28 protein-coding genes, 3 tRNA genes and 1 pseudogene are annotated in these 23,137 nt (G+C 34.6%); 24 read left to right on the top strand and 8 right to left on the bottom strand.

Annotated features, from left to right (window positions below; translation table 11 throughout):
• Positions 1-41: 41 nt before the first annotated feature.
• Positions 42-1,160, top strand: a complete 1,119-nt coding sequence (locus tag IPM14_13980) for a collagen-like protein (GenBank protein MBK9099200.1) — start codon at positions 42-44, stop codon at positions 1,158-1,160.
• Positions 1,161-2,143: 983 nt separating this feature from the next.
• On the opposite strand, the gene IPM14_13985 is transcribed toward IPM14_13980, so the two are convergent.
• Both IPM14_13985 and IPM14_13990 read right to left on the bottom strand, forming a co-directional pair.
• The gene (locus tag IPM14_13985; GenBank protein MBK9099201.1) at positions 2,144-2,581 is read right to left on the bottom strand and encodes an STAS domain-containing protein; all 438 of its coding nucleotides are present in this window, start codon (positions 2,579-2,581) and stop codon (positions 2,144-2,146) included.
• Between the two features lie 227 nt (positions 2,582-2,808).
• On the bottom strand, positions 2,809-2,904 hold the full coding sequence (locus IPM14_13990) for a T9SS type A sorting domain-containing protein (protein MBK9099202.1): 96 nt from the start codon (positions 2,902-2,904) through the stop codon (positions 2,809-2,811).
• A 357-nt stretch (positions 2,905-3,261) separates the two neighbouring features.
• On the opposite strand from IPM14_13990, the gene IPM14_13995 reads away from it, so the two are divergent.
• Genes IPM14_13995 through IPM14_14005 form a run of 3 tightly spaced genes read left to right on the top strand, consistent with a single transcriptional unit; the run spans position 3,262 to position 5,387 of the window.
• Positions 3,262-3,744 (top strand): hypothetical protein, encoded by a 483-nt coding sequence (locus IPM14_13995; protein ID MBK9099203.1) that lies wholly within the window; start codon positions 3,262-3,264, stop codon positions 3,742-3,744.
• A 7-nt stretch (positions 3,745-3,751) separates the two neighbouring features.
• A complete protein-coding gene (locus tag IPM14_14000; protein ID MBK9099204.1) occupies positions 3,752-4,336 on the top strand; it encodes a hypothetical protein in 585 nt (194 codons plus the stop codon).
• A 1-nt stretch (position 4,337) separates the two neighbouring features.
• On the top strand, positions 4,338-5,387 hold the full coding sequence (locus IPM14_14005) for a hypothetical protein (protein ID MBK9099205.1): 1,050 nt from the start codon (positions 4,338-4,340) through the stop codon (positions 5,385-5,387).
• Between the two features lie 517 nt (positions 5,388-5,904).
• Here the strand turns inward: IPM14_14005 and IPM14_14010 are convergent.
• Together IPM14_14010 and vanZ are read right to left on the bottom strand one after the other, a co-directional pair.
• Positions 5,905-5,993: transfer RNA gene (locus IPM14_14010), tRNA-Ser, on the bottom strand.
• A 7-nt stretch (positions 5,994-6,000) separates the two neighbouring features.
• Entirely contained in the window at positions 6,001-6,309 is a 309-nt protein-coding gene (gene vanZ, locus IPM14_14015; protein ID MBK9099206.1) for a VanZ family protein, read from the bottom strand.
• Between the two features lie 293 nt (positions 6,310-6,602).
• Here vanZ and IPM14_14020 point away from each other — a divergent pair.
• From IPM14_14020 to IPM14_14035, 4 genes are all read left to right on the top strand, one after another.
• A tRNA-Ser gene (locus IPM14_14020) sits at positions 6,603-6,689 on the top strand.
• A gap of 26 nt (positions 6,690-6,715) precedes the next feature.
• Positions 6,716-6,886 (top strand): GIY-YIG nuclease family protein, encoded by a 171-nt coding sequence (locus IPM14_14025; protein MBK9099207.1) that lies wholly within the window; start codon positions 6,716-6,718, stop codon positions 6,884-6,886.
• A 95-nt stretch (positions 6,887-6,981) separates the two neighbouring features.
• Positions 6,982-7,065, top strand: a tRNA-Ser gene (locus IPM14_14030).
• 314 nt (positions 7,066-7,379) lie between these two features.
• Positions 7,380-8,717, top strand: coding sequence for an MATE family efflux transporter (locus IPM14_14035; protein MBK9099208.1), 1,338 nt, complete (start codon positions 7,380-7,382; stop codon positions 8,715-8,717).
• Here IPM14_14035 and IPM14_14040 read toward each other — a convergent pair.
• Both IPM14_14040 and IPM14_14045 read right to left on the bottom strand, forming a co-directional pair.
• Positions 8,714-9,502: a hypothetical protein gene (locus IPM14_14040; protein MBK9099209.1), complete on the bottom strand. Its 789-nt coding sequence runs from the start codon at positions 9,500-9,502 to the stop codon at positions 8,714-8,716. The two genes, IPM14_14035 and IPM14_14040, sit on opposite strands and share 4 nt — an antisense overlap.
• On the bottom strand, positions 9,495-11,219 hold the full coding sequence (locus IPM14_14045) for a GIY-YIG nuclease family protein (GenBank protein MBK9099210.1): 1,725 nt from the start codon (positions 11,217-11,219) through the stop codon (positions 9,495-9,497). The genes IPM14_14040 and IPM14_14045 overlap by 8 nt, the downstream gene beginning before the upstream one ends.
• 194 nt (positions 11,220-11,413) lie before the next feature.
• Here IPM14_14045 and IPM14_14050 point away from each other — a divergent pair, with 194 nt between their 5' ends.
• From IPM14_14050 to aroA, 7 genes are all read left to right on the top strand, one after another.
• Complete coding sequence (locus tag IPM14_14050; GenBank protein MBK9099211.1) at positions 11,414-11,956, top strand: hypothetical protein; 543 nt, start codon at positions 11,414-11,416, stop codon at positions 11,954-11,956.
• A gap of 166 nt (positions 11,957-12,122) precedes the next feature.
• Positions 12,123-12,929: a TIGR00282 family metallophosphoesterase gene (locus tag IPM14_14055; GenBank protein MBK9099212.1), complete on the top strand. Its 807-nt coding sequence runs from the start codon at positions 12,123-12,125 to the stop codon at positions 12,927-12,929.
• Entirely contained in the window at positions 12,926-13,804 is an 879-nt protein-coding gene (gene folD / locus IPM14_14060; protein ID MBK9099213.1) for a bifunctional methylenetetrahydrofolate dehydrogenase/methenyltetrahydrofolate cyclohydrolase FolD, read from the top strand. The genes IPM14_14055 and folD overlap by 4 nt, the downstream gene beginning before the upstream one ends.
• Position 13,805: 1 nt before the next feature.
• Positions 13,806-14,672 carry a deoxyribose-phosphate aldolase gene (deoC, locus tag IPM14_14065; GenBank protein MBK9099214.1) on the top strand — a complete coding sequence of 289 codons (867 nt, stop codon included), beginning with the start codon at positions 13,806-13,808 and terminating at the stop codon, positions 14,670-14,672.
• A 12-nt stretch (positions 14,673-14,684) separates the two neighbouring features.
• On the top strand, positions 14,685-14,912 hold the full coding sequence (locus IPM14_14070) for a hypothetical protein (GenBank protein ID MBK9099215.1): 228 nt from the start codon (positions 14,685-14,687) through the stop codon (positions 14,910-14,912).
• Positions 14,905-15,501, top strand: a complete 597-nt coding sequence (locus IPM14_14075) for an RNA methyltransferase (GenBank protein MBK9099216.1) — start codon at positions 14,905-14,907, stop codon at positions 15,499-15,501. The genes IPM14_14070 and IPM14_14075 overlap by 8 nt, the downstream gene beginning before the upstream one ends.
• Before the next feature lie 9 nt (positions 15,502-15,510).
• Positions 15,511-16,788: a 3-phosphoshikimate 1-carboxyvinyltransferase gene (gene aroA, locus IPM14_14080; GenBank protein ID MBK9099217.1), complete on the top strand. Its 1,278-nt coding sequence runs from the start codon at positions 15,511-15,513 to the stop codon at positions 16,786-16,788.
• Here aroA and bshC read toward each other — a convergent pair.
• Together bshC and IPM14_14090 are read right to left on the bottom strand one after the other, a co-directional pair.
• Positions 16,785-18,406: pseudogene (bshC, locus tag IPM14_14085) on the bottom strand (bacillithiol biosynthesis cysteine-adding enzyme BshC). The gene aroA and the pseudogene bshC overlap by 4 nt on opposite strands.
• Positions 18,407-18,604: 198 nt before the next feature.
• Positions 18,605-18,745, bottom strand: a complete 141-nt coding sequence (locus IPM14_14090) for a hypothetical protein (protein ID MBK9099218.1) — start codon at positions 18,743-18,745, stop codon at positions 18,605-18,607.
• 21 nt (positions 18,746-18,766) lie between these two features.
• Between IPM14_14090 and IPM14_14095 the strand changes: the two genes are divergently transcribed.
• The 9 genes from IPM14_14095 (at position 18,767) to IPM14_14135 (ending at position 22,862) form a co-directional block, all read left to right on the top strand.
• Positions 18,767-19,078 carry a hypothetical protein gene (locus tag IPM14_14095; GenBank protein MBK9099219.1) on the top strand — a complete coding sequence of 104 codons (312 nt, stop codon included), beginning with the start codon at positions 18,767-18,769 and terminating at the stop codon, positions 19,076-19,078.
• Between the two features lie 190 nt (positions 19,079-19,268).
• Positions 19,269-19,553 carry an SPASM domain-containing protein gene (locus IPM14_14100; GenBank protein MBK9099220.1) on the top strand — a complete coding sequence of 95 codons (285 nt, stop codon included), beginning with the start codon at positions 19,269-19,271 and terminating at the stop codon, positions 19,551-19,553.
• A 9-nt stretch (positions 19,554-19,562) separates the two neighbouring features.
• The gene (locus IPM14_14105; GenBank protein MBK9099221.1) at positions 19,563-19,826 is read left to right on the top strand and encodes a hypothetical protein; all 264 of its coding nucleotides are present in this window, start codon (positions 19,563-19,565) and stop codon (positions 19,824-19,826) included.
• Positions 19,816-20,109 carry a hypothetical protein gene (locus IPM14_14110; GenBank protein MBK9099222.1) on the top strand — a complete coding sequence of 98 codons (294 nt, stop codon included), beginning with the start codon at positions 19,816-19,818 and terminating at the stop codon, positions 20,107-20,109. Before IPM14_14105 ends, IPM14_14110 begins: the two co-directional genes overlap by 11 nt.
• A gap of 597 nt (positions 20,110-20,706) precedes the next feature.
• On the top strand, positions 20,707-20,820 hold the full coding sequence (locus IPM14_14115; protein ID MBK9099223.1) for a glycosyltransferase: 114 nt from the start codon (positions 20,707-20,709) through the stop codon (positions 20,818-20,820).
• 49 nt (positions 20,821-20,869) lie between these two features.
• Positions 20,870-21,037, top strand: coding sequence for a hypothetical protein (locus tag IPM14_14120; protein MBK9099224.1), 168 nt, complete (start codon positions 20,870-20,872; stop codon positions 21,035-21,037).
• A complete protein-coding gene (locus IPM14_14125) occupies positions 21,027-21,677 on the top strand; it encodes a hypothetical protein (GenBank protein ID MBK9099225.1) in 651 nt (216 codons plus the stop codon). Before IPM14_14120 ends, IPM14_14125 begins: the two co-directional genes overlap by 11 nt.
• A 136-nt stretch (positions 21,678-21,813) precedes the next feature.
• Positions 21,814-22,566, top strand: a complete 753-nt coding sequence (locus IPM14_14130; protein ID MBK9099226.1) for a hypothetical protein — start codon at positions 21,814-21,816, stop codon at positions 22,564-22,566.
• Positions 22,567-22,583: 17 nt separating this feature from the next.
• Entirely contained in the window at positions 22,584-22,862 is a 279-nt protein-coding gene (locus tag IPM14_14135) for a hypothetical protein (protein MBK9099227.1), read from the top strand.
• Positions 22,863-23,137 lie beyond the last annotated feature (275 nt).

Genomic DNA, 23,137 nt, shown 5'->3' on the forward strand with positions numbered 1-23,137 from the left:
TCTATAATAGTTAATATAAATAATTAATCAGGAGTACTTATATGAAAAAACTAAGCAGCCTATTAAGATTACTCGTAGCAGGAATCTTTCTAGTAGGTATGTTTGCAGCCTGCGAAGGACCTGAAGGCCCGATGGGACCAAAAGGTGACAAAGGCGATAAAGGAGATCCGGGAGACCCAGGTCCAGGATCTGTAGTTAACTGGGAAGGATTCAAAGAAGGCATCGTTTGTGCACAATGCCATAACCCCGATTATGATACATTGTATTATGTATGGGGTATCAGAACACAGTGGTTAGATTCCAAACATTCTAACGGTGGTGCATACTTTGAAAACAGCAGCTCTTGTGCACCTTGTCATACGACCGAAGGATTTGTACAAGCATCACTTGGTCAGACTGTAACTGGTCAACCAATTTCTTCTCCAATCGGATGTTTTGCATGTCACTCACCACACTCACGTGCAGACTTTTCTCTCCGAACTGTTGAGCCAGTTACTATGTTAGCTGGCGTGGTTGGTGAAGCTGATCCGGTATTCGATTATGGAAAAGGCAACCTCTGTGCTAATTGCCATAAACCACGTTCTATAAATCCAAAACCAGATCCAACGAAAACTGCTGCAACTGATACAATCACCATTACATCAAGCCGTTGGTATCAGCACTATGGTGTTCAAGGTCCAATGTTGGCAGGAACTAATGGATTTGAGTTCCAGGGTTACACCTATACAAATTCATTCCATACTACTGCTCAGGCAATTAAAGATGATGGATGTAGTATCTGTCATATGGCGCTTGAGGAAAGAAATCCAGCCGGTGGTCATACAATGAAGCTGGAATCTGAAGAGGGTGAATTGGTAGCTGGTTGCGAAACAACTGGTTGTCATGGAGCTGGAATGGAATTAGACTATGAAGGTACACAAACCGAAGTACACACTTTATTGGATAGTCTGCATACACTTCTGCTTGATCGTAACTGGATAACAGCTTCTGGTTCAATCAATGCAAGTTCAAGTAATCCATTAAAGATTGCTCCAGCATTTCATTCGGGTGCGTTGTATAATTACTTCTTTGTTGAACACGATTTAAGTTTCGGTGGTCATAACTTCAAGTACACACGTGATCTGCTCGAATCTTCGATAGAAGTATTAACCGCTGAATAATTTACCTGTTCTAATAGTTAATAAAAAAGCCGCTTTAATAGCGGCTTTTTTTTTACTGCCTCTAATATTTCAATTCGGCTCAAGCAGTATTAGTCCTCATAAATGTGCTCAGTAATGATACTTATTCTCCATCAGTACGAATGTATGATACGATTGGCTTGAAGTGATATCTTATCGTAGAATTGGCGACAAATATTTCACATGGTTCGAATAATGTTGACTCATAAATAAACATCCCGTTATTTAAAAAGTCATTTTAATTCAGATATACATCAATTATTAAAAAAAAATGGTTCGGATGCTGGTATAATAATTGGCCTAAAAGAAGATCAAAATTGTGGGGTAATATGCTAATTATTATTTATACAATCATACTTGTTGTGCTCGCTTTCTCATTGTACCAGAAATTAAAAATAATGAGGTGAGAAGTTCAGATGGAGTGTAGTATTTTGAGGGATGGGGCACATAGTGCCCTTTTTTATTTTCAGTGAGGAATTGACCATATCTGTTACTCAACTTTAGTAAATCCGGAATTGTCAATTCACCAATATTGGTGCTTAGAAGAAGAACAGCGAATACATTACGGCTGAAGATGAAATGGGGGCTTTTAAATACAAGCTGCAAGATTATATCAAGTAAAAGATTTAAAGCATACCACTAGATCTCTAAAAAAAATTATTGCTAACAATAAATGGTGAAACTGTTGAATGGTGCTATTGCACTAGCAAATGGAGAATTAAATATAGCAGATAAAATTTACATTCATTTCCTAAGTATTTTATTCCTCGCTTAATCTTTTGCGCTCGTTTAATATTTGAAAGATATCAGCTAGTTCCTTTTTATGTCCCGATCTTATTTTTATAGCTGTAAAAATAATTGTGCAAATCAAAATAATAGATAGAATGAAAAGTATTTTCATTTAGCCGCTCATTAAATTAAATTGTAAATGTTGGGCGATTGGAAGTCAATTTTACTTAAAATTTTTATTCAGAATTAATTTGTAAAGGCAACTGGACAATTTTGACGGGTTCTTTCCTGCTTGCTAAACTATGATAATTATTATTAGAAACCGAACCGTAATTATTATTATTAAAAGCTTCCAATGCCTCGGAGATCGAATGGTAGACCTTGAAAACAGATGCTATTTCCTTATAGATAAAACTTCTTAGCAAAAGCGATTTGCTTACTACCAGTACCATTGCACATCCACGCTGTTTTAACATCTTATACGCAAATACTAAAGCCCCAAAAAATGTGCTGTCAATGTAGTTGCAGGTGCTCAGATCAACAATTATTTTATTGAAGTTAATATCATTGAGAAGGTTATCTTTTATCTCCTCTGCCTCATTTATTGTGGCCCGGACCAGATCAACTCTCTCAATGGCCGCACCATTCCTTAAAATCCGATGAATTGAGTTCATAGTTCTACCTTATAGTTAATAAAGAATTATTCAGAATTCTCATTCATTTTCAGATTATATTTTTTCAACTGCTGTGCCAATAAACAATTGTTGATTTTACCGTCAAAATATTCGGATTAATTTTCATTCTCCTAGAAATCAGAATACAAAAAAAACGAGTCGCCAACTCGCTTTTACTAATAATTTCATTTTTAAAAGAATTCAATATTTAAAACCCACAAAGATTTTTATTTCAAAAGAATCATCTTCTTTGTGTTTACAAATTCACCAGCCTGCAACTGATAGAAATAAACTCCGCTTGGTAGATTCTTGATTCCGAACAAGCCGGAATGACTACTCGTACCGAACTCAACTTCATAACTTCATGGTATTTTGTATTCATCAAAAATGGTGGATTTTAACGAGTCATATGTAGCGCTTTACCAAAATTGTCGTCGGGTGATTTTATCCTCAAGAATCTAGCGAAATTTTAAAAGCTGCAAGCAATTATTACTGTCTTCTCCTGAAATTGTTTACAATATCACCGTTAAATATGTCATTGAACAATCGTGAAGCGAATTTATAAAATTGAAAATGGGTTAAAAACAAACAAGTGAAAGTTATTGTTTTTGGCATTGGTATTGTGAAATTATGCTGATCTATTTATTAACATTTCTAGCTATAGTATAGGAGTCTATTAGATGAGTACAGGGCAGTCTATGTTGAGTTTGGGAGCAATATTGCTTCTAGCCTTTATTTCATTGAACTTTAATTCGACACTACTTCAAACAACCACGGTCGAAACCGAGAATAAAGTATATCTTACTGCATTTTCTCTTGGTGATGATCTGATTGAAGAAATTAAACAAAAAGCCTTTGATGAACGGACAATAGATTTTCAGGCAATTAATGAAAATCAGCTTACTCTTCCTTGTGGTCCTGAAATAGGTGAAGTATGGCCAAATTTTGATGATATGGATGATTATAATAATTATTCGAAGCCTGTTAGTCTTCCACATGTAGAGGATTATACAGTTACTTCAAAGGTAAATTATGTTAATTCTTCCGGTCAGAATATTCTTGTGCAGAGTTTCTTTAAAAAGGTTACTATTACCGTAACGAGCAAGTATTTAAGTAGTCCGCTTCAAATGAATTTTATTTTTTCATTACATTCAAAAAACTAAAAAAATTATGGGTACATTATTAGATTTTGTTGGTTCAGCTTTCATCGGCGGTATATTATTTCTCCTGGTTATTAAGATGAATCTGTTTATGTCGAATGCAAGCTTTGCTTCGGATAATGAGTTAAAGCTCCAGCAAAACGCAAAGACACTTGCAGAGATTTTGAATAATGACTTTAGAAAAGTAGGTTACAAATATGACTCAACTGCAATCCTAACCGCCCAAAAAGACCGTTTTAAATTTCTGGGAGATTTAGAGCGTCCGGGTCAAAGTGGCTTTGGTGTTATCGATACCGTAGAGTATTTTGTTTGGGATTCTACTTATGCATCCGGGACATCGAATCAAAGTGATATAATACTTGTACGCGTTGTTAATAATACTGATTCAATAACAGGATCGTCATTGGGATTGGTAAAGATAAATTTTTTATATCTTGATAGTCTTAGCCAGCCAACAGCCAACTTATCGAGAATTAAATACATAAAGACTGAAATGTGGGTTCAGCCTACAGAACCAATCGATAATTTTGTAACCGGACAAAATGATTCTGTCTTTACTTACTGGGAATTTACAATTAATCCAAGGAATATATAACATGGGTAAAAGCTCTTTAATAATCGTACTTGGTCTGTCAGCAATTATTGCATTCTTCATATTAAAAATGAATGCTAATTCTAAAGCGCATTTAGATACAACAGTTAATATGTTTGAACAGACACAGGCTCGTTTGATTGCCAATACAGGAGTAGAAATATATCTTGAAAAGCTTTACGCAAATCCTGCATTAATAAATACTACCAGTTCAACACAAAATTTATTCAATGGGACATACACTGTTAATTTAGCCGGAACACTTCCTAATGTAAGGGTTACTTCTACTGCAACATTTCAGGGAGTCACGCATGTATCGGTTGCTGATGCCTGGTTAGAGCCAATAAATCTGCCTAATTTGCCTGGAGGCATTTCTATTAGTGCTAATGCGGTGGTAAATGCCACAGAGATAGGTGATATGGGAGTGAGTGGACTTAATCATGATACCTCCGGTGTGGTAAAAGGAGATGGTAAACCTGCTGTGTGGGCAGTAGGTGTAGAAGACGCTGCACAGAAAGACGCAATATTAAAGGGTCTAAAAAAACCTGAGAATCTGAAAGGCCTGATAAATGCGAGTACAGGAGAGACAGGTTATCCTAGTGTTGGTGTTCACAACCTTGGGATTCAGTGGAGCGAAATTTATCAATATCTTGCTAATTCAGCTGATCAAACTTTCATCGCGGACATTCCGAAGGGAGCTAATTTAGGTACACTATCCTCTCCTAAAATTACATTGGTTAATGCAAATGCTAATCCTAGTAAATCAATAATGATAAATGGTGGGGAGGGTGCTGGTATTCTTGTTGTTAATGGAAATGTGAAGTTTGCAGGTAACTTTAGTTACAAGGGAATAATACTTTGTTATAAGAATACAGATATAACATTTGAGTCAACCGGTACGAATCAGGTTTTAGGGGGTGTAATTATCGCAGGTCAAAATGTAGGTTTTAAGCTCACCGGGACAATGAATGTAAAATATAGTCTAGATGTTATCAATAAACTTAAAACCAACTTAAAGGCTGATGGTTTCACAATATTGGCTTGGTATGAGTAAAGAACAGTTGGCTTAACTTTTATTTGAAAACAGCGGAGTCAATAAATCACTTTAATTTTGGACTAATGATAATTAAACCTATTACAAAATTGATTACAATTCCACGATCATAAAATTGTTTTTCAATAGACCCTTTGCGAGATATTATTTTATAAAAAAATTTTTTTACAGCAAATAATTTGTTTTGACATTTTACGTTATGTCTGAATTAATCGACTCTACTATTATCGATTAGTCTTACTGAAAAGAAAAAATCATTATCCTTTCATCTTTTCCAAGTTTTCTATAGATGCTCACTGAGTGTACAACGTTAATTTTGATATGTAGCTACGGTAAATCTTAAATTAAAAGAGATCAGTCTGGTACTTGGACTTAATGTTTACATAGCATCAGTAATTTTTATGGAATACATAAAAACTGTAATTGTCGGAGAGATTCTAATTGCTAAGATTTGAAAATTTTCATTTCGTAAAAGTCAAAACCAGATTGAAAGTGAAATCTAAAAATAAAATATCAGCGGAGAGGGAGAGATTCGAACTCTCGGTCCCGCGTAAGCGGGACAACGGTTTTCGAGACCGCCCCGTTCAACCACTCCGGCACCTCTCCTGAGAATTTAGATACTTTCCTTAATAACTTTAAATATCTTAACACTAAACTTAATTATTAAAATCGTTAAAGTTGAACCAAGAGTATTTGCTAATAGATCATATTTATTGAAAGTTCTCGAAGGGAGTAAAATCTGGTTAAATTCTATTAAGAAACCTATAGAGAAAGCAAAGATAAATGCAAATGATGCCGGATGTTCTTTTAAAAGCCAGAATCGATTCTGAAACTTCAATGCAAAATAAAGAATGAATGTAAGAATGGCATAAGCACCTAAGTGTTGCAACTTATCGAGATAAGCTAATTTTTTTCGAAGCAAACTGAGGTAGTGTACTCAAAATAAATAGTATAATAGTATAACTTACTAAAGATGTATTGATAAAGAATTTATGATATTTCTTTTGGAATTTGTTCAATAAATTATTACTCCATTAGGTTTATATTGAAATATTTCTCAAGCTGTTAAAAAAATACTTATTAAGTAAATAGCCATATTTGAGTGCTTTGAAATTATGCAATTTCATTTTTGATGACAATCCACTTTATTGTCAATAAAAAATTTACCTGATATGCTTCTTTCGCAGGTATTCAATATATTTGTAACCCAATTTCGGAAAGATGCAGGAGTGGTTTAACTGGCACGCCTGGAGAGCGTGTGTACGGGAAACCGTACCGAGGGTTCGAATCCCTCTCTTTCCGCTTTTTCAATCCATATATATACCATTATGTATTTCGTTTATGTTCTCTGGAGTGACAAACTTCAAAAGAGATATATAGGTTCAAGCATAAATATTCAGGAAAGATTAGTTAAGCATAATGCAGGACTAAGTACTTTTACTAGTCGAGGTATCCCTCGGATTTTAATTCATTCAGAAGAATTTGATACTAAAGCATAAGCATTAAAAAGAGAGAAATTTCTTAAGTCGGGTGTTGGAAGAGACTGGCTTGACAAAAAATACTCAAAATACTCGAGGCGAAGTACATAAATGCAGGAGTGTCCGCCTATGGCGGATGGCACGCCTGGAGAGCGTGTGTACGGGAAACCGTACCGAGGGTTCGAATCCCTCTCTTTCCGCTAAAGTAAAATCCATATGCTGCAAATTTAAAAACGGTAAAAAACCGGTTCTCACTTCATAATTATTCCAATTTATTAATCATAAGAATTCACCGCTGATCAATAATCAATTTTATTGCCTCATCTTTTATAATATGTTTCAAGCAAAGATTTGAGAAGTCATAATTAAGATAAGTTCCCCCCAAGACAGCAGATAAACATGCTACCCTGGAAGAGTCCCGAAGTAATTCGGGACTTTTCTTTTTATTCCTTTTGATAATCCTCACAATATTTCTTTCTCGTTTCAGTAACTTTACCGGCAAAATTTTAAGTCAATGGGTCATCTTAAAAAACATATTATAAGCACATTCCAGCTTGCATATCCGGTTATAATAGGTCAGCTTGGAATAATTATGATGGGTGTTGTCGATAGCCTTATGGTAGGGAAGCTAGGTGCGGCTCCTCTTGCCGCTGCTTCCTTAGGTAATGGCACTGCATTTATTATAATAATAATCGGTATCGGTCTATCATATGCTGTAACACCGCTGGTTGCAATTGCGGTTGGTGCTGGAAAATTTGAAGAATGTGGTATATACTTCAGGCAATCGCTTCTTGTAAACAGCATTGCTTCAATAATCATTGCATTATTTATTTACTTTGCTTCAGACCTTCTCCAATATCTCAATCAACCAAAAGAAGTGCAAAAGCAGGCAGTTTCTTATATGAGAATTATCGGACTGAGTTCAATTCCACTTTTACTATTCCAATCCTACAAACAGTTTATAGAAGGTTTATCTGTTATGCGTCCTGCAATGATCATCACGTTGCTGGCAAATCTCGTTAATATTTTTGCCAACTGGGTGATGATTTATGGCAATCTTGGATTTCCTGCTCTCGGACTTGATGGTGCAGGATGGGCAACCTTTGCATCAAGATTATTTATGTCTCTGGCTTTAATGGGTTTTGTAATGAACAATAAATATTTCAAACAATTTGATGTTTCCTTCCATTACAGAAGCATTAACTGGCCCGTTATTAAAAAAATTCTTTCACTTGGATTACCCAGCGGCTTCCAGTATTTCTTTGAGGTTGGTGCATTTTCATTTGCTGTTGTTATGGTTGGCTGGCTTGGAACAAATCAGCAAGCAGCTCACCAGATTGCAATCAGTCTTGCCTCTATTTCATTTATGGCAGTTTTAGGAATTTCAGTAGCAGGTTCAATTAGAGTAGGGAATTTTGTTGGAAAGAAAGATATCGGAGAAACCCGACGGGCAGGTTTTACTGCTTCAATGCTTGGTGCCTCGATTATGCTTGTGTCAGGTTTAATCTTCATCATATTCAGAAACTTTCTTCCAACTTTGTATGTAAATGACGAAGTTGTAATTTCATATGCTTCATCACTGTTAATCATTGCTGCACTTTTTCAACTTTCGGATGGAATTCAAGCGGTTGGTATCGGTATTCTTCGCGGGTTGACTGATGTTAAAATCCCGACTGCAATAACATTCATTGCGTACTGGATTGTTGGACTTCCTGTAGGTTATCTTCTTGGATTCAATTTTGAACTTGGTGTTCAGGGTGTCTGGATAGGTCTGCTGATGGGTCTAACTACTTCAGCAATTTTACTAACGCTTCGATTCAATTCACGAAGCAAATACATTATTACTGTTTAATCAGTAAAAATATTGGTTATGAATTTCCGTTCGACTTCCTCAAAATAAATATTGCTGACTGACAGATTTTCCATTCTTTTATTGAATACTTCTTTCGGATCTTCTCGTGCAGGTTTGAATCTATTAGTAGCGGATGATTTAGATTTTGTGGCAACAACAAAAAATGGTTTTCTGTACTCTTTGCACAATAAGGCTAATGATTTACTCCCAACTTTATTTATAACGTTTCCGTTTTTCAGTGTAGAATCTGCACCAATTATCGCTGCATCAACTTTTAAAATATAAACACTCATCATAGCATCAGTTATCAATTCTGTTCTAATGCCCGACTTAGCTAGCGATTCTGCCATCAGTCTGCCTTCAAACTTTGGTCGTGATTCACAAACAACAATTTTAATCCCTTTATTTTTTTGATGCCATAGTTTCAGTATCTCAATTACAGTCCCACTCCTTGATAGCGTAATTATTTTGTTAAGATTTCTTAATTGTGGATAGATCTTCTTAAAAATTATTTCAAACTCATATTTTTGATGGTATGAATGGATTTCTAAGAATTTTAATAAGTTCTTCTCTGATCCCGTCGCTGATTTCAACTTTTTCAGATAAAAATTCACTGCTTCAAAGTGACCGAGTTTCACTTTTATTAATAGAATGCACCGTAATATTTCTATTTTATTGTTTTGAAGAGAAAGAAAGTAATCGTTTAATAAATGAACAAGTTCGGAAGAGCCAAGAGTTTTGTTGTTAAGTATTTGATCAAGTTTGTGTGATTTTTCTTTATTCATCAATCGAATCCTGAACAACTATTCGTCTGAGATTAAAACTGCGTGATGATTTTTTCGAAACAGCTTTATTTGAACTTACTGCATTGAACAATTCGGCCTTAGAACTATAATCTTTTAAATAAAATATTCTGACCTTATTTCTGTTTTTAGTCAACCAGTTCAGCGAAATTTTCATCTTCTCCAGATCTTCTTCAGTTGGATTTATGTCAATTCTGTTTGTATGAGAATAATAATCATCTATTGCATTTTCAAAAATATCTTTTCCCGATGCAGAATCTTTTCTTATGAAATATTTTCCTTCAAGCAACAAAATATGATCTTTGTTAATTCCTTCAGTAACATCAAAAAGCACATTCGCTTTATTGATCGGTTCGGATAGCAGGGAAGACTTGTGTGTTTGCGATAGCATCAAGTCTATTACTTGCTTCGTCTCAGCAGCTTTTTCGAATTTCTCTTTAGCTGCATAGTCTTTCATTTTATTAAGCATACGGTTAAGTGCTGATTGATTTCCGCCCGAAAGAAACTCATAAACTCGTTCAAGTTCTTCAAAATATTCCTGCTCGTGTGATTTTACACAAGGAGCGGTGCATCTTTCAATATCAGCGAGGAAACATTTTCTTCCTTTTTTGAATTCCTTCTCATCGCACTCTCTCAATGCAAATGTTTTGTCAATAATATCCATCACTACCTCAGCTTTTCTTCGCGATATAAACAACCCGAAATAATCATTGCCGTCAAAATCAAATTTTGTTGTGATTTCTGCTTTTGGATATGCATGAGTTTTATTTATTCTGATGAAATATTTGTTGCCATATTTCTTGAGTTGTCGGTTATGTCGGGGATTTATGAGCTTGATGCTTTCAGCTTCTAAAAGCAATGCAGTCAGTTCAGAATTGGTTATTTCGGTCTTAATTTTAGCTGCCTGTTTAACAATTTTCTTCTGTTTACCAATCGTTGTTGGCGAAAAATAACTCCGAACTCTGTCCTTTAAAGATTTTGCTTTACCGATATAAATGATTTCATTTTTTTTATTCAGGAAATAATAAACTCCCGGTGCATCTGGAAGTGTGTAAAGCGAGTCGTGAACATCTTTTGGCAATTTGATCTGTAAGTTCGAAGCAACCGTGGAAGATTCAAATTCTAGTAGTTGCTGTAATGTTTTTATTCCTTTTTCTTTAGATAACTTTTTTATCAGCTTGATCAGAATTTTTGCAGTAGCTTCAGCATCAGATAATGCACGGTGTGAATCTTTGTTCACAATTCCTAGATGTTCCGAAACCGATGCCAGCGATTTACTTTTAAGTGACGGAAAAACTTTCCTCGATAATTTTAATGTGCATACATTCAGATTGCTTAATGGTTCAAAACCGTTTCTAATAAACTCATATCGTAAAAAACCTTCATCAAAACTTAAATTGTGTCCGCCTATAATTGAGTTGCCTATCAATTCCTCAATCTCTTCTGCTGTATCATAAAAACCCGGTGAATATTCGACATCACTATTCGCAATACCGGTAAACTGAGTTATGAAATAAGGTATGTCACATCCCGGATTAATTAGAGTTGAATATCTGTCGACTATTTTTAGGTTTTTAATTTTTACAATCCCAATTTCAATTATGCGGTTGTTTCTTGCAGAGAGACCTGTAGTTTCAACATCAAGCACACTGAATTCTGTGTCTTTAAGAAGTGTTGATGGAAGTTCTGATGTAATCATATCCGAAATCTATTACTTGTGAATTAGACTATCAAAATAATATTTTTGATATAGGATAAAACATCAATTAATTTTCTAATAAGAATTAAAATTATCATGATGAAGTTAATTTTAATCCTCCATTGAAAACCTATTTCTGCAGATTGGTGAACAATGGAAGTGATCGAATAACGTTTTTATTTTTAGGCGGTTAGATGTCAAAAACAATTAGTGCTTTAATTCTATTTTTGATACTGTCTGGAATTATCCGACCTCAAACAGTTTTAATAGGAACAGGTCTAGGACCGGACTTATTAATATTTGAAAAAGAAACTTCTGTCGGGATGAACTTTAATCTTTCTGTTAATTTCCCGCTAAGTAGTAATATTGAGATGGAATTCAGACCAGGCATTGCTTTTAACTCAGAGGACTTTAATGGTTTTGAACTAAGCTCCAATTTAAAATATTTCCCATTCAAATCAGGTGTTAATTTAATTGTTGGTCTAAAATTACATGCAAATTCAGGAGGAAGTGGTACATCACATTTCGTTAGAAATGATTTGTTCGTATTACCTTTACTTGGAATAGGATACAAGACTATGCTGCAGAAGACTTTCATAACATTTGACATTACATTTCAAAAACCATTTCCGAATGGAGTATATTATTATCATTCCTACATCGAAAATAAAGATTATTATTCGACCAATTTTGATGCTGTTATTAGTTTTAATATTGGTTTTGCCTGGAGATTGTAACAATCGTCATTATTCTAGATCAAGACATATTAATACGAGATTATAATAAGCGTATATTGATTCTCTAAGTCTCTCAAAATTCATCATTTCTATAAATTGTTGTCAATACTTCTCTGTAAACTTTCACTGTTTATAGCTATATTTTGCACTAAAAATTCACACTTATATGCCCACAATCAATATTCTTTTCATTGGTGACATTGTTGGAAAGCCCGGAATGGATCTCGTTCAAACCTGGCTTCCCGGAATGATCCAGAAATACAAAGCTGACCTTGTAATTGCTAACGGAGAAAATGCCTCAGAAGGTAAAGGCTGTACAGATAAAGAAGGAAACCAGCTTTTAGATCTTGGAGTTCACGTTCTTACAGGTGGAAATCATACTTGGGATAAACATCAATCTCAGGATTATTTAAGGAAAGAACCAAGAGCATTACGTCCGTTAAATTATCCCAAAGGAACTTACGGAAATGGTTATTATGTCGCTGATACCAAAAAAGGAAAAGTAGCAGTTCTGAATCTTCAGGGAAGAACTTTTATGGCTTCAATTGATTGTCCATTTCGTTCTGCTGATTGGATTTTACCGAAAATTGAAAGTGAAACAAAAGTTATAATCGTTGACTTCCACGCTGAAGCAACTGCAGAGAAGATTGCAATGTCACACTATCTTGATGGACGTGTAAGTGCTTTGCTTGGCACTCACACACACATTCAGACTGCAGATGAACGAATTATGCCAAAAGGAACTGGTTTTATTACGGATGTAGGAATGTCTGGTCCATACGAGTCTGTGGTTGGAATGAAAGTTCAGGCTGCAGTAAACAGGTTTTTGTATCAGACTCCACAAAAGTATGAGGCTGCAACGAATGATGTTCATCTTTGCGGAGTGTTTTTAAAAGTAGATTCTGATTCAGGAAAAACAATTCATATAGAAAGAATATTATTCCCGGATTTTGTTAAGGCAATTGAAAAATGACAATCATCGATGGTAAAAAAATAGCTCAGGAAATAAGAGCTGAATTAAAAACTGAAATTGATAAGTTAAAATCAACAGGAAAGGATGTTCCCGGATTGGTTGCAATACTAGTAGGTGATAATCCTGCTTCAGAAAGTTATGTGAGAGGCAAAGCAAAAGCTTGTGAAGAAATCGGAATGAGAGCTGTTACGGAAAGACATCCGTCAGATATGAAAGAAGCAGCTTTACTTGAATTGATTGAATTGTACAATCAAAATATTTTATTTAATGGAATTCTCGTTCAGCTTCCGCTTCCAAAACATATCGATGAAGATAAAGTCATTGAAGCAATTTCACCCAAAAAAGATGTTGACGGATTTCATCCGATAAGCGTTGGAAATTTAGTGATAGGAAAACCAGCATTCAGATCCTGTACACCAGCAGGAATTCAGGAATTGCTGATCAGATATAAAATTGAAACTAAAGGCAAACACGTAGTTGTACTCGGAAGAAGTAATATTGTCGGAAAACCAATTGAAAATATCTTACTTCAGAAAAAAGAATTCGCTAATTCGATTGTTACCATTTGCCATTCTGCAGCACCTGATGTTTCATATTATACAAAACAAGCTGATATTTTAATTGCTGCAATGGGATCTCCCGAATTTGTAAAAGGAAATATGGTTAAAGATGGAGTTGTTGTAATCGATGTAGGAATAAATCGTGTTGAGGACAAATCAGCGACTAAAGGATATAAACTTGTCGGTGATGTGGATTTTAAGGAAGTATCAAAAAAAACTTCATATATCACACCGGTTCCCGGCGGAGTTGGGCCAATGACGATTGCAATGTTATTAAAAAATACTTATGAAGGCTTCATAAAGTATGGAGAATAAAATGAATCATAAAATTTCAGATGAAGATGTATCTCAGGAATTTCTTGAGAAAGTATTAAAAGATTATTACTGCTACGGCGATTCCTGCAAAGGCTGGGAAACAAATGTTATAACCCAACCACAAACAGTAAAAAATATTGTTGATGTTGGTGCATCACGAATTGCTGCAGGAAAGGGAGTTGGCAATTCTATAAAAGATAAGAACATTGCTTCTAAAATTGATCATACATTACTTAAGCCGGATGCTACTCCAAAAGAAATAACTGAGCTCTGCGAAGAAGCAAAAAAATATCACTTTGCCTCTGTATGTATAAATCCGGGATATGTTTCTTTATGCTCCTCATTACTAAGTGGAACTGATGTAAGAGTTTGCACAGTAGTTGGATTTCCGCTTGGGTCGAATACAACTGAAGTAAAGAAATTTGAAACTGTACAGGCAATCGCAAATGGGGCGACAGAAATCGATATGGTTATCAATGTCGGTAGATTAAAAGCCGGTGATAACGATTATGTTGAAAACGATGTAATGCAGGTCGTGCAATCCGCAAAAAAGAATGGTGCTCTTGTAAAAGTAATTATAGAGGCCGCTTTATTGACTGATGAGGAAAAAGTAAAAGCATGTCTGATCTGTAAAAAAGCAGGCGCTGATTTTGTGAAAACCTCGACAGGATTTAGTAAAGGTGGAGCTACAGTTGGTGACGTAGCGTTGATGAAATATGTTGTTGGAAGTTCCATTGGTGTTAAAGCAGCAGGTGGAATCCGATCGAAAGAGGATGCTGAAGCAATGATCGCATCAGGAGCTGATAGAATTGGTGCAAGTGCGAGTGTTAAAATTGTTTCGGGCGAAAAAAGTGAATCAAATTATTAATGTCCGGCTGAAGTGGTTCTTGATATTTTAGTAACAAAAACAAACGATGGTTTCACTGCCGAAATTCCTTCCTTATCAGGATGTGAAAGCTGGGCGCACGATGAAGATACTGTTCTCTCGAAGATACTTGAATTAGCTGCCTTCTACCTCAAAACCGACATTAAAAAATTAAAAGTAGACAAAGCAAGAAAAGTTAAAAACCATTCCGTTTACAAATTAGTGTTCAATAAAAGTGTCTGATTCATATTTCAGAACTGAAAAACGAATTGAAAAAATTAAGTGGGTAGTTTTAAAAAGACAACCTTCTCTGCACGTTGTATTCGAAAACATCCACGATCCTCATAATGTTAGTGCAATCTTCAGAACCTGTGATGCAGCAGGCATCCCGAAAGTTTCTCTCCTTTATAACATAGAAAAATTTCCAAAGATAGGAAAGAAATCTTCAGCATCTGCATACAAGTGGATTGAAAGGGAAAAGTTTAAAACTGTTGAAGAATGTTATCAGAAGCTTCGGGAAGAAAATTTTATTGTCTATGCTTCGTCATTGAATTCTGATTCAAAGTCACTTTACGAACTCGATTTTACTAAAAAGACTGCTGTCGTTTTCGGAAACGAGCACCGTGGACTTTCAAAGGAAGCAGAAGAACTGTCCGATGAAAGATTTTTTATCCCAATGTATGGAATGGTCCAAAGCTTAAATGTATCTGTCTCCGCTGCGATTTGCATTTATGAAGCACTCAGACAACGAACTCTTAACGGACTTTATGATAAAAGCGAGATGAGTTCGAAAGAATTAAAAGCAATGATAGAAGAATGGTCAAAAAAGTAACTTGTGTTTATGATTCAATCAGTTGAGAAAATTAACAAAGTAAGTGGAAGCTTGAGTTTTCGCGGCGATAAATCAATATCACACAGAGCTTTACTTATTTCCTCGCTTGCTGATGGACAATCTGTTATCAGAAATCTTTCCAACAGTGATGATGTTAGATCAACAATCAATTGTCTCCGGGAACTCGGAATTCATATTGAAGTAGATAATAATGTAGCAATTGTTTTTGGAAGAGGATTTAAGGGATATCAAAAACCTGCTAAACCAATGGATGCGGGAAATTCGGGAACTACTGCGAGATTATTAACTGGCATTCTTGCTGCTCAAAACTTTGAATCAATAATCATTGGCGATGAATCACTTTCATCAAGACCGATGAAGCGAGTGATTGAACCATTGACACAAATGAACGCTAAGATAGAGAATCATGATGGAAAGCTTCCTTTAAGAATATTTTCAACAGATAACTTAAATTCATTAAAATATGAAATGCCTGTTGCTAGTGCGCAAGTGAAAAGTGCAATTCTACTAGCTGGATTACATTTAGATGATACAACCACTGTGATTGAATCGACTCAGACAAGAAATCACACTGAGAATTTATTAAATCTCGAAGTTTCAAAAAAGAATCAGAAGATTGTTTCAAAAGTGTCTAAGAATAATTATCCGGAACCTAAAGAGTATTTTATTCCAGGTGACATATCATCGGCAATGTTTTTTATCGTTTTGACTTTGCTCTCGAATAATTCTGAAATGACCATAAAGAATCTTTCATTGAATCCAACCCGGACTGAATGTTTAAATATTTTGAAGAGAATGGGTGCTAAAATTGAAATAGAAGAAAAAGGTACTTCAAACAAAGAGATCTTTGGCGATATTATTGTGCAGTCAAGCCATCTAAAGAATATCGAAATCTCAAGTGAATTAATTCCATCGATCATTGATGAAATTCCGATTCTAACTATTGCAGGACTTTTTGCTGAAGGGAATTTTGTTTTAAGGGGTGCATCTGAATTAAGAATTAAAGAATCAGACAGAATAAAAGCTATTTGTTGTAACTTATTAAAACTCGGGTTGATCGTTGAAGAATTTTTTGATGGTTTTAATGTTAGTGGTAAGCTTCAGAAACCATCAGAACCTTTTGAAGGTTTTGGTGATCACAGAATTGCAATGGCGTTTGCAATTCTTTCGTCATTACTCGAGAGTGGGGGAGAAGTAAATGGATTTGAATATGTCTCGGTCTCAAACCCGAAATTTCTTTCGCAACTCAGTTCGATAACAAGTTAAAACCTGATTACCTGATGCTCGAATTTATTTATTTGTAATTCTTCAAAAACTCTTTTTACAAAATCTTCGCCATACTTGTTTACGAAATAAATAAAGTTGATTTTCTCTCCTGCAGATTAGAATTTGGAAAGAGATGAACCGCGGCTCGGTCAATTTGCCGTAAAGTTACTTCATATTTTTTCTGCTGAGCTTTTTCAGCTTTTGATTTTAACTCGGAGACTGTGCTTAGTATTTTATCCCTGTAACGGTTGCTCGAGTCTGCAATCGTTTTATCAAGATCCAGCAGCTTTTCCTTTAACTGATCAAATGACGATTCAATTTGATTGGAAATTCCATCAAACATTTCATCAACAGAACTTTCTTCAACTGAGTTTATAATTCTTTTCTTAACATTCTCCACATCAATGAAGATTTCATTTATTTCAACTGAATACTTCTCTAGTGAGTTTGCAATGGAGTTTTCAAGGACAGTTACAGAAGATCGTGGATAAATTATAGGCTCTGTAATATTGTATAATTCATACAATGATTTAATTTGTGCAAAGTAAGATATCTCACTTGGTCCTGCTATATAAAATGCAGTAGGGAGTAAATAATCCTGGCAGATCGGACGCAGTAAGACATTCGGACTGAATTTATCCGGTTCATTTTCAAGAAGCTCAAGCAATTGTTCCTGTGAAAAACTTTTGCGCTTTCGTCTCAATCTGTATTCATTATCAACCGGTTCAATAGAATGACGTCCATTATCAACGCTCAAAAATAGGTTTACTGGTTTCACTTTTACTTGGGCATGATAAAGTTCTTCAAGTGTTGCACTTACGTGCACCAGCTTTTCTGTGTGAATTCGAAAATCAGTTATTTCTTTTTGAAGATCGGCTTGAGCAGTTTTTTAACCTCATCATCCTGGGGATCGAATATCACCAATCCGTATTCATCAAAGTATTTAAATATTAATTCTTTGAAAGCTGATTTGAATGTCTTACCTTCTTTATAAAATCCTTTAAGCTGTTCGAAGATTACTGGTTTAAACTCAGTCTCCTTTAATACGCCGTTAAGTTTTTCAAAGAAATCATTTATTGAACTATCGAGAGTTATTAACCCGACACTCTGTTTTAAATCATCTTCTTCAATCTCTTCTTTGTAACCAATCGTTGAAAGTGAATTTGCATCATCAATTAATTTAACAGCTCTGACTTCGTTGAAATCATGATCGTCACCTTCTAACCAGAAAACAGGGACAAAATTGTAGTCGTCGTATCTCTCAGATAGATAGCTGCTTAATTTTATTGCTGTCATTATTTTATAGAATGTATATAGAGGGCCGCCCAAAATTCCAAGCTGTTGTCCGGTTACAATTGCAAGCGTCTTTTTATCGGAAAGCTTTTTTATGTTCTGTTGAGAAAGTTTGAAGGGTTGTCACTTGAGAATATTGGATGTAACATATTACCCATATCAGTGAAAGATTTCGCCTGTTATCGATTATTGTCTTAAATAATTTTAAATAATTTTCCTTATTTCGAAAGTCATCAGCATAGAAATCAGCAACGTTTTCAAACTCGTACAGGTAATCAAGAAAAAGATTTTGATGTCCCGGTATATCGCTAAAATTAATGTACATTTATTCCTCGGTAAATGAATTGGCGAGTTTATTGTTCGAAAGATAATGTTTTAACAGCTATTTTAAAAAGGATAATCTTTCAGGTTAAAATGCAATTGACTATTTTTGTTCCAGAATTAACAAATTAGTTCGGATACTTGGAAATAAATTTAGTCAAATATTTTACTGTTAAAAAAGCTTTTAATGCTATTAAGATAATTAGTTCTTTTCATCTTTCGAGAATATTCCGTAAGCCAATCGTTTGGGGAATGCCCATCTCATATTCCATTGAACCAACCAATCACTGTAATTTAAAATGTCCGGAATGTCCTTCAGGATTAGGAACATTAACTCGACCATTGGGCTTACTAAAAACAGAGGATTTTAAAAATTATTGATGAAATCAGTGATACTGGTTTTTACATTCAGCTTTACTTTCAGGGTGAACCTTACATAAATAAAAAGCTTCCCGAGATGATAAAATATGCTCAAGATAAAAATGTATATGTCTCCATCAGTACTAACGGACATTTTGTTAATAAGAATAACGTCGATCTGGTTATTGATAATGCACCGGACAAACTAATATTTTCTGTTGATGGACTTGATGAAGAAAGTTACCAAAAATATAGAGTTGGTGGAACTTTCGAGCAAGCGGATAAAGGATTAAGATCATTAATCCGAAGAAAATGAACGTGGATTAAAAAACCTTTATTGAATTTCAATTTATTGTGATGAAGCAAAATGAGCACCAGATGGATGAGGTCAGAAAGTACTGCAAAGAGGTTGGTGTAGATAAGCTTGTGTTTAAGACAATGCAAATATCCTCATACGAGAATGCGGTTAAATTTCTTCCAACAAATAAAAATTTAGAAGATATCTAGTGGAAAACAATTCCTTCAGAATTAAAAACGAAATTAAAAATCACTGCTTCGCTTTGTGGAGAACATCAGTGATTACCTGGGATGGCAGAGTAGTTCCTTGCTGTTTTGACAAAGATGCCGAAAATGAAATAGGAATTGTAAATGGGAAGTCATTCTCTGAGGTTTGGAATTCTGATAAATATTACGAATTCAGAACTAAAATTCTTTCGGACCGGAAATCGGAACCAATGTGCACAAACTGTACCGAAGGATTAAAAGTTAATATATTTGAAATAGAGCAATAAAATATTTTGATGGAAAAGAATTTAACAGGAATCCAAAAGCATCGGCTGATTAACAAAACAACTTTGGTAATTGCTGCTAAGTTAATAATCGCAGCCGGATTGCTATCTTATCTTATAAGTTCTGTTGATTACAATCAAATTATCCTAGCAATAAGTGAAGCAAACATTGCCATTATCGGGTTTGTCATCCTTTTAGGTGTACTCAATATTTATCTTCAATACACTAAATGGAGAATAACCTGCGTTGAAGTGCTTGGAGTAAATGATAATTGAAAATATTCAGATCACTTTTTTTGGTTTTTCAGCAGGGATAATCACTCCATTAAGAATCGGTGAATATTTTGGAAGAGGAATTGAATTCAAAGATAAATCAATTGTCCAGGTAACAGTTGCAACACTTATAGATAAATTTTTTCCTTTATTGATGGTTGCATCGCTCGGTTCATTTCGAGTTTGCTTTTATTTATTTCTATTACAATGTGTCCATTTATATAGTTTTATCACTTTTCATTCTGATCTTTACATTTTTCTATTTGCTAATTATTCTGCTGCTTAGTAATAAATTTTGGAATAGTATTTTATTTTCAAAACTTAATTCATCACAAGCTGAAACCTTTTCTTGATAAGTTAAGAATTTTTGAAAATCTGGATAAAAATATTTTTAAAATGCTTTTCATATCCTTTTTATTTTATTTCTGTTTCTTAATTCAATATGCGCTTTTAGTGTCGCATTTTCAAATCATTTTGATTTTGTTCACTACCTCTGGGCAGCCAACCTGATAATGTTTACTAAAACAATTATTCCCTCCAATTTCTTTTGGAGAACTTGGAATACGGAGGGTGCTTCAGTTTTTTTTTATTACTCAAATGGGTGAAACTGCTTCTATTGGTTTTAATGCGTCCATTTTTCTTTTCATAATTAATCTGCTTATTCCAGCTTTAATTGGCGTTGGAATGTTCTTAAGAAAAAATGATAATTGATTCTTCGTTTACATTTTTCTACTTTTATATTTCTATTATTTCTATTCATTATCTCCTTTTTCTACAGAGAATATTCAGAGGATTGGAAATTTAAAATCTGGCAGTAAACGAAAAAATTCCTCATGAATTCATATCAATCATAATTCCATTCCGAAATGAAGAAGAAAATATTTTGGCAAGTCTTAAGTCTATAGAATCTCAGTTGTATCCAATTGAAAAGTTTGAAGTTATTTATGTAAATGATTCGTCGGAAGATAATTCTCTCGAATTACTAAAAAAATATTAAAAAGCAATAATATCGGAGTATTATCAGTTCCTGAGGATCTTTTCAAAGAATGCTCACAAGAAAAGAGCAATCAGATATGGTATTGAAAATGCAAAAGGAGATAATCGTTACAACTGATGCAGATTGTATTCACGATGAAGAATGGCTGAATTCATTAATGCAATCATTTGATCCCGTAACCGGTTTTGTTTCAGGTCCGGTTGAGTTTGAGAGATGATAAGAGGTTGTTCGCAGAATTTCAGAAACTTGAATTTGCAGGATTGGTACTTTGCGGCGCAGGATTGATAGGAGCAGGTCATCCAACTATCTGTAATGCAGCAAATATTGCATACAGAAAAAAAGTATTTGACGAAGTCGGCGGCTTTAATGATAATATGGATTTATCATCGGGTGATGATGAACTTCTTATGCAAAAAATAGCAAGAGATACTGACTTTAAAGTGAAATTCTGCATCAATAAAAAAGCCATTGTTAAAACTTCAGCTAATCAAAGTATTGGAGATTTTTATCAGCAGAGAAAACGATGGGCGAGCAAAGGATTATTTTACAGCGATAAAAGTCTTGTTCTCAAACTAATTTTAATTTATGCATTTTATATTGGATTAGTTGCACAAATAATTCTTGGTATTTGGCTTAATAAAATATTTTTGTTTTCATTTTTGATTTCACTTTTTCTGAAAATCATTTTTGAATTCAGAATTCTTTATAAGGGAAAAGAAATTCTTTTGAACAATCTTAAGTTAAATTATTTATTAATTGTAGAAATATTTCAAATCCCTTACAATCATTACCGGATTAGTCGGTGCATTTGGCAACTACTTGTGGAAATCAAGAAAGGTCAAGAGATGAGATTTTAGCATACATAGCATACATTCTGTCTAATTAAATAGACACAAAACCTTCCAAATAGCTTGAAATCAAATAAAATTAGGTTTTCACTATTGGCACCTTCATTGGACTATTTGTACCGTAAACATAACACGGAGGTGTAAAATGAAACGGATCATAATTCTTGCAGTAGTTCTTTTTGTTGCAGTAACTTTTAATGCAGAAGCAAAAAGACATAATCACGGGGTGGGTGGATACTTCTACACAGAACTGTCTCCTTATGGGAGCTGGATTGAAGTAGATTACGGTGTAGTGGTTTGGAGACCAACTATCATTCGTGTTAACTGGATGCCGTATCAAATGGGTAGATGGGTTTGGACCTACGACGGTTGGTACTGGGATTCGTATGAACCTTTCGGTTTCATCACTTATCATTATGGAAGATGGTATTACGATGATTATTACGGATGGCTCTGGTATCCTGACTACGAGTGGGCTCCTGCATGGGTTGAATGGAGATATGACAACGATTACATCGGTTGGGCTCCTTTACATCCTTATGCATCTTTTTCGATCTCAATCGGAATATTCTGGAGTAATACATACTACTCACCATATCACCATTGGCATTTTGTGACGTATAATAATTTCTGTGATCCGTATGTATATAACTATTATGTTGGACCAGATTATAAATATAGAATATACAGCGGAACAAAATATCGTCACGACTATGGTTATAGAAATGGCCGGATTCAAAACAGAGGAATTGATGTAAATTACATCAGTACACGATCTGGTCAGAAAATAAAACAGCGAGATATAATCAGAACAAATGATTCCAGAGAATTGAAAAGAGATGGATATGGAAAGCGTGATGAAATCAGGACTCTTGATCTAAACAGGATGAACTGGTAAGGAATGATTTAGGTCGTATGGAAATCAAAAGAGAAAACAGACGTACATCTCTTGATGTCGAAAAGGTTCAGATTGGCAGAAGAGAGAATATCAATACCGGTAGAACTGAAAATAAAACCATCGAAAGAAATGTTGATACACGGAAAAAAGATCAGGAAAGAAGAGATATAAAAACAGGTGTTGATAAAATTTTCGAAAAGAACAGAACTGATTCTAACCGGAATACTGAAATCAAAACAAACCGTACGAGAGAAACTGTTGAAAAAAGAAACAATGAAACAATTAGAAATGAATAAGATTTCAATACGAGAAAAGAAAACCAGGTTAAAAACATAACTCGTGTAAAAAACAAATCTTTGAATCAGAACCGAACAAGAACAGAATTGAGGCAAAGGAAGTGAGAACAAGAGCACAAATCAAATGCAGACGAAAGATGTTAAACGTGAGAATACAAAAGTCAAGCAGACACCAGGATCAGGAATAAAAATGAAGTCAAGAAGAAAGTAGAAAGAACAGAAATAATAACCAGCAGACCCGAAAGCAATGATACGAAGTTCGAAACAGACAGGTC

This window comes from bacterium (assembly GCA_016716565.1).
Classification (GTDB): Bacteria; Bacteroidota; Ignavibacteria; order Ignavibacteriales; family Ignavibacteriaceae; genus IGN2.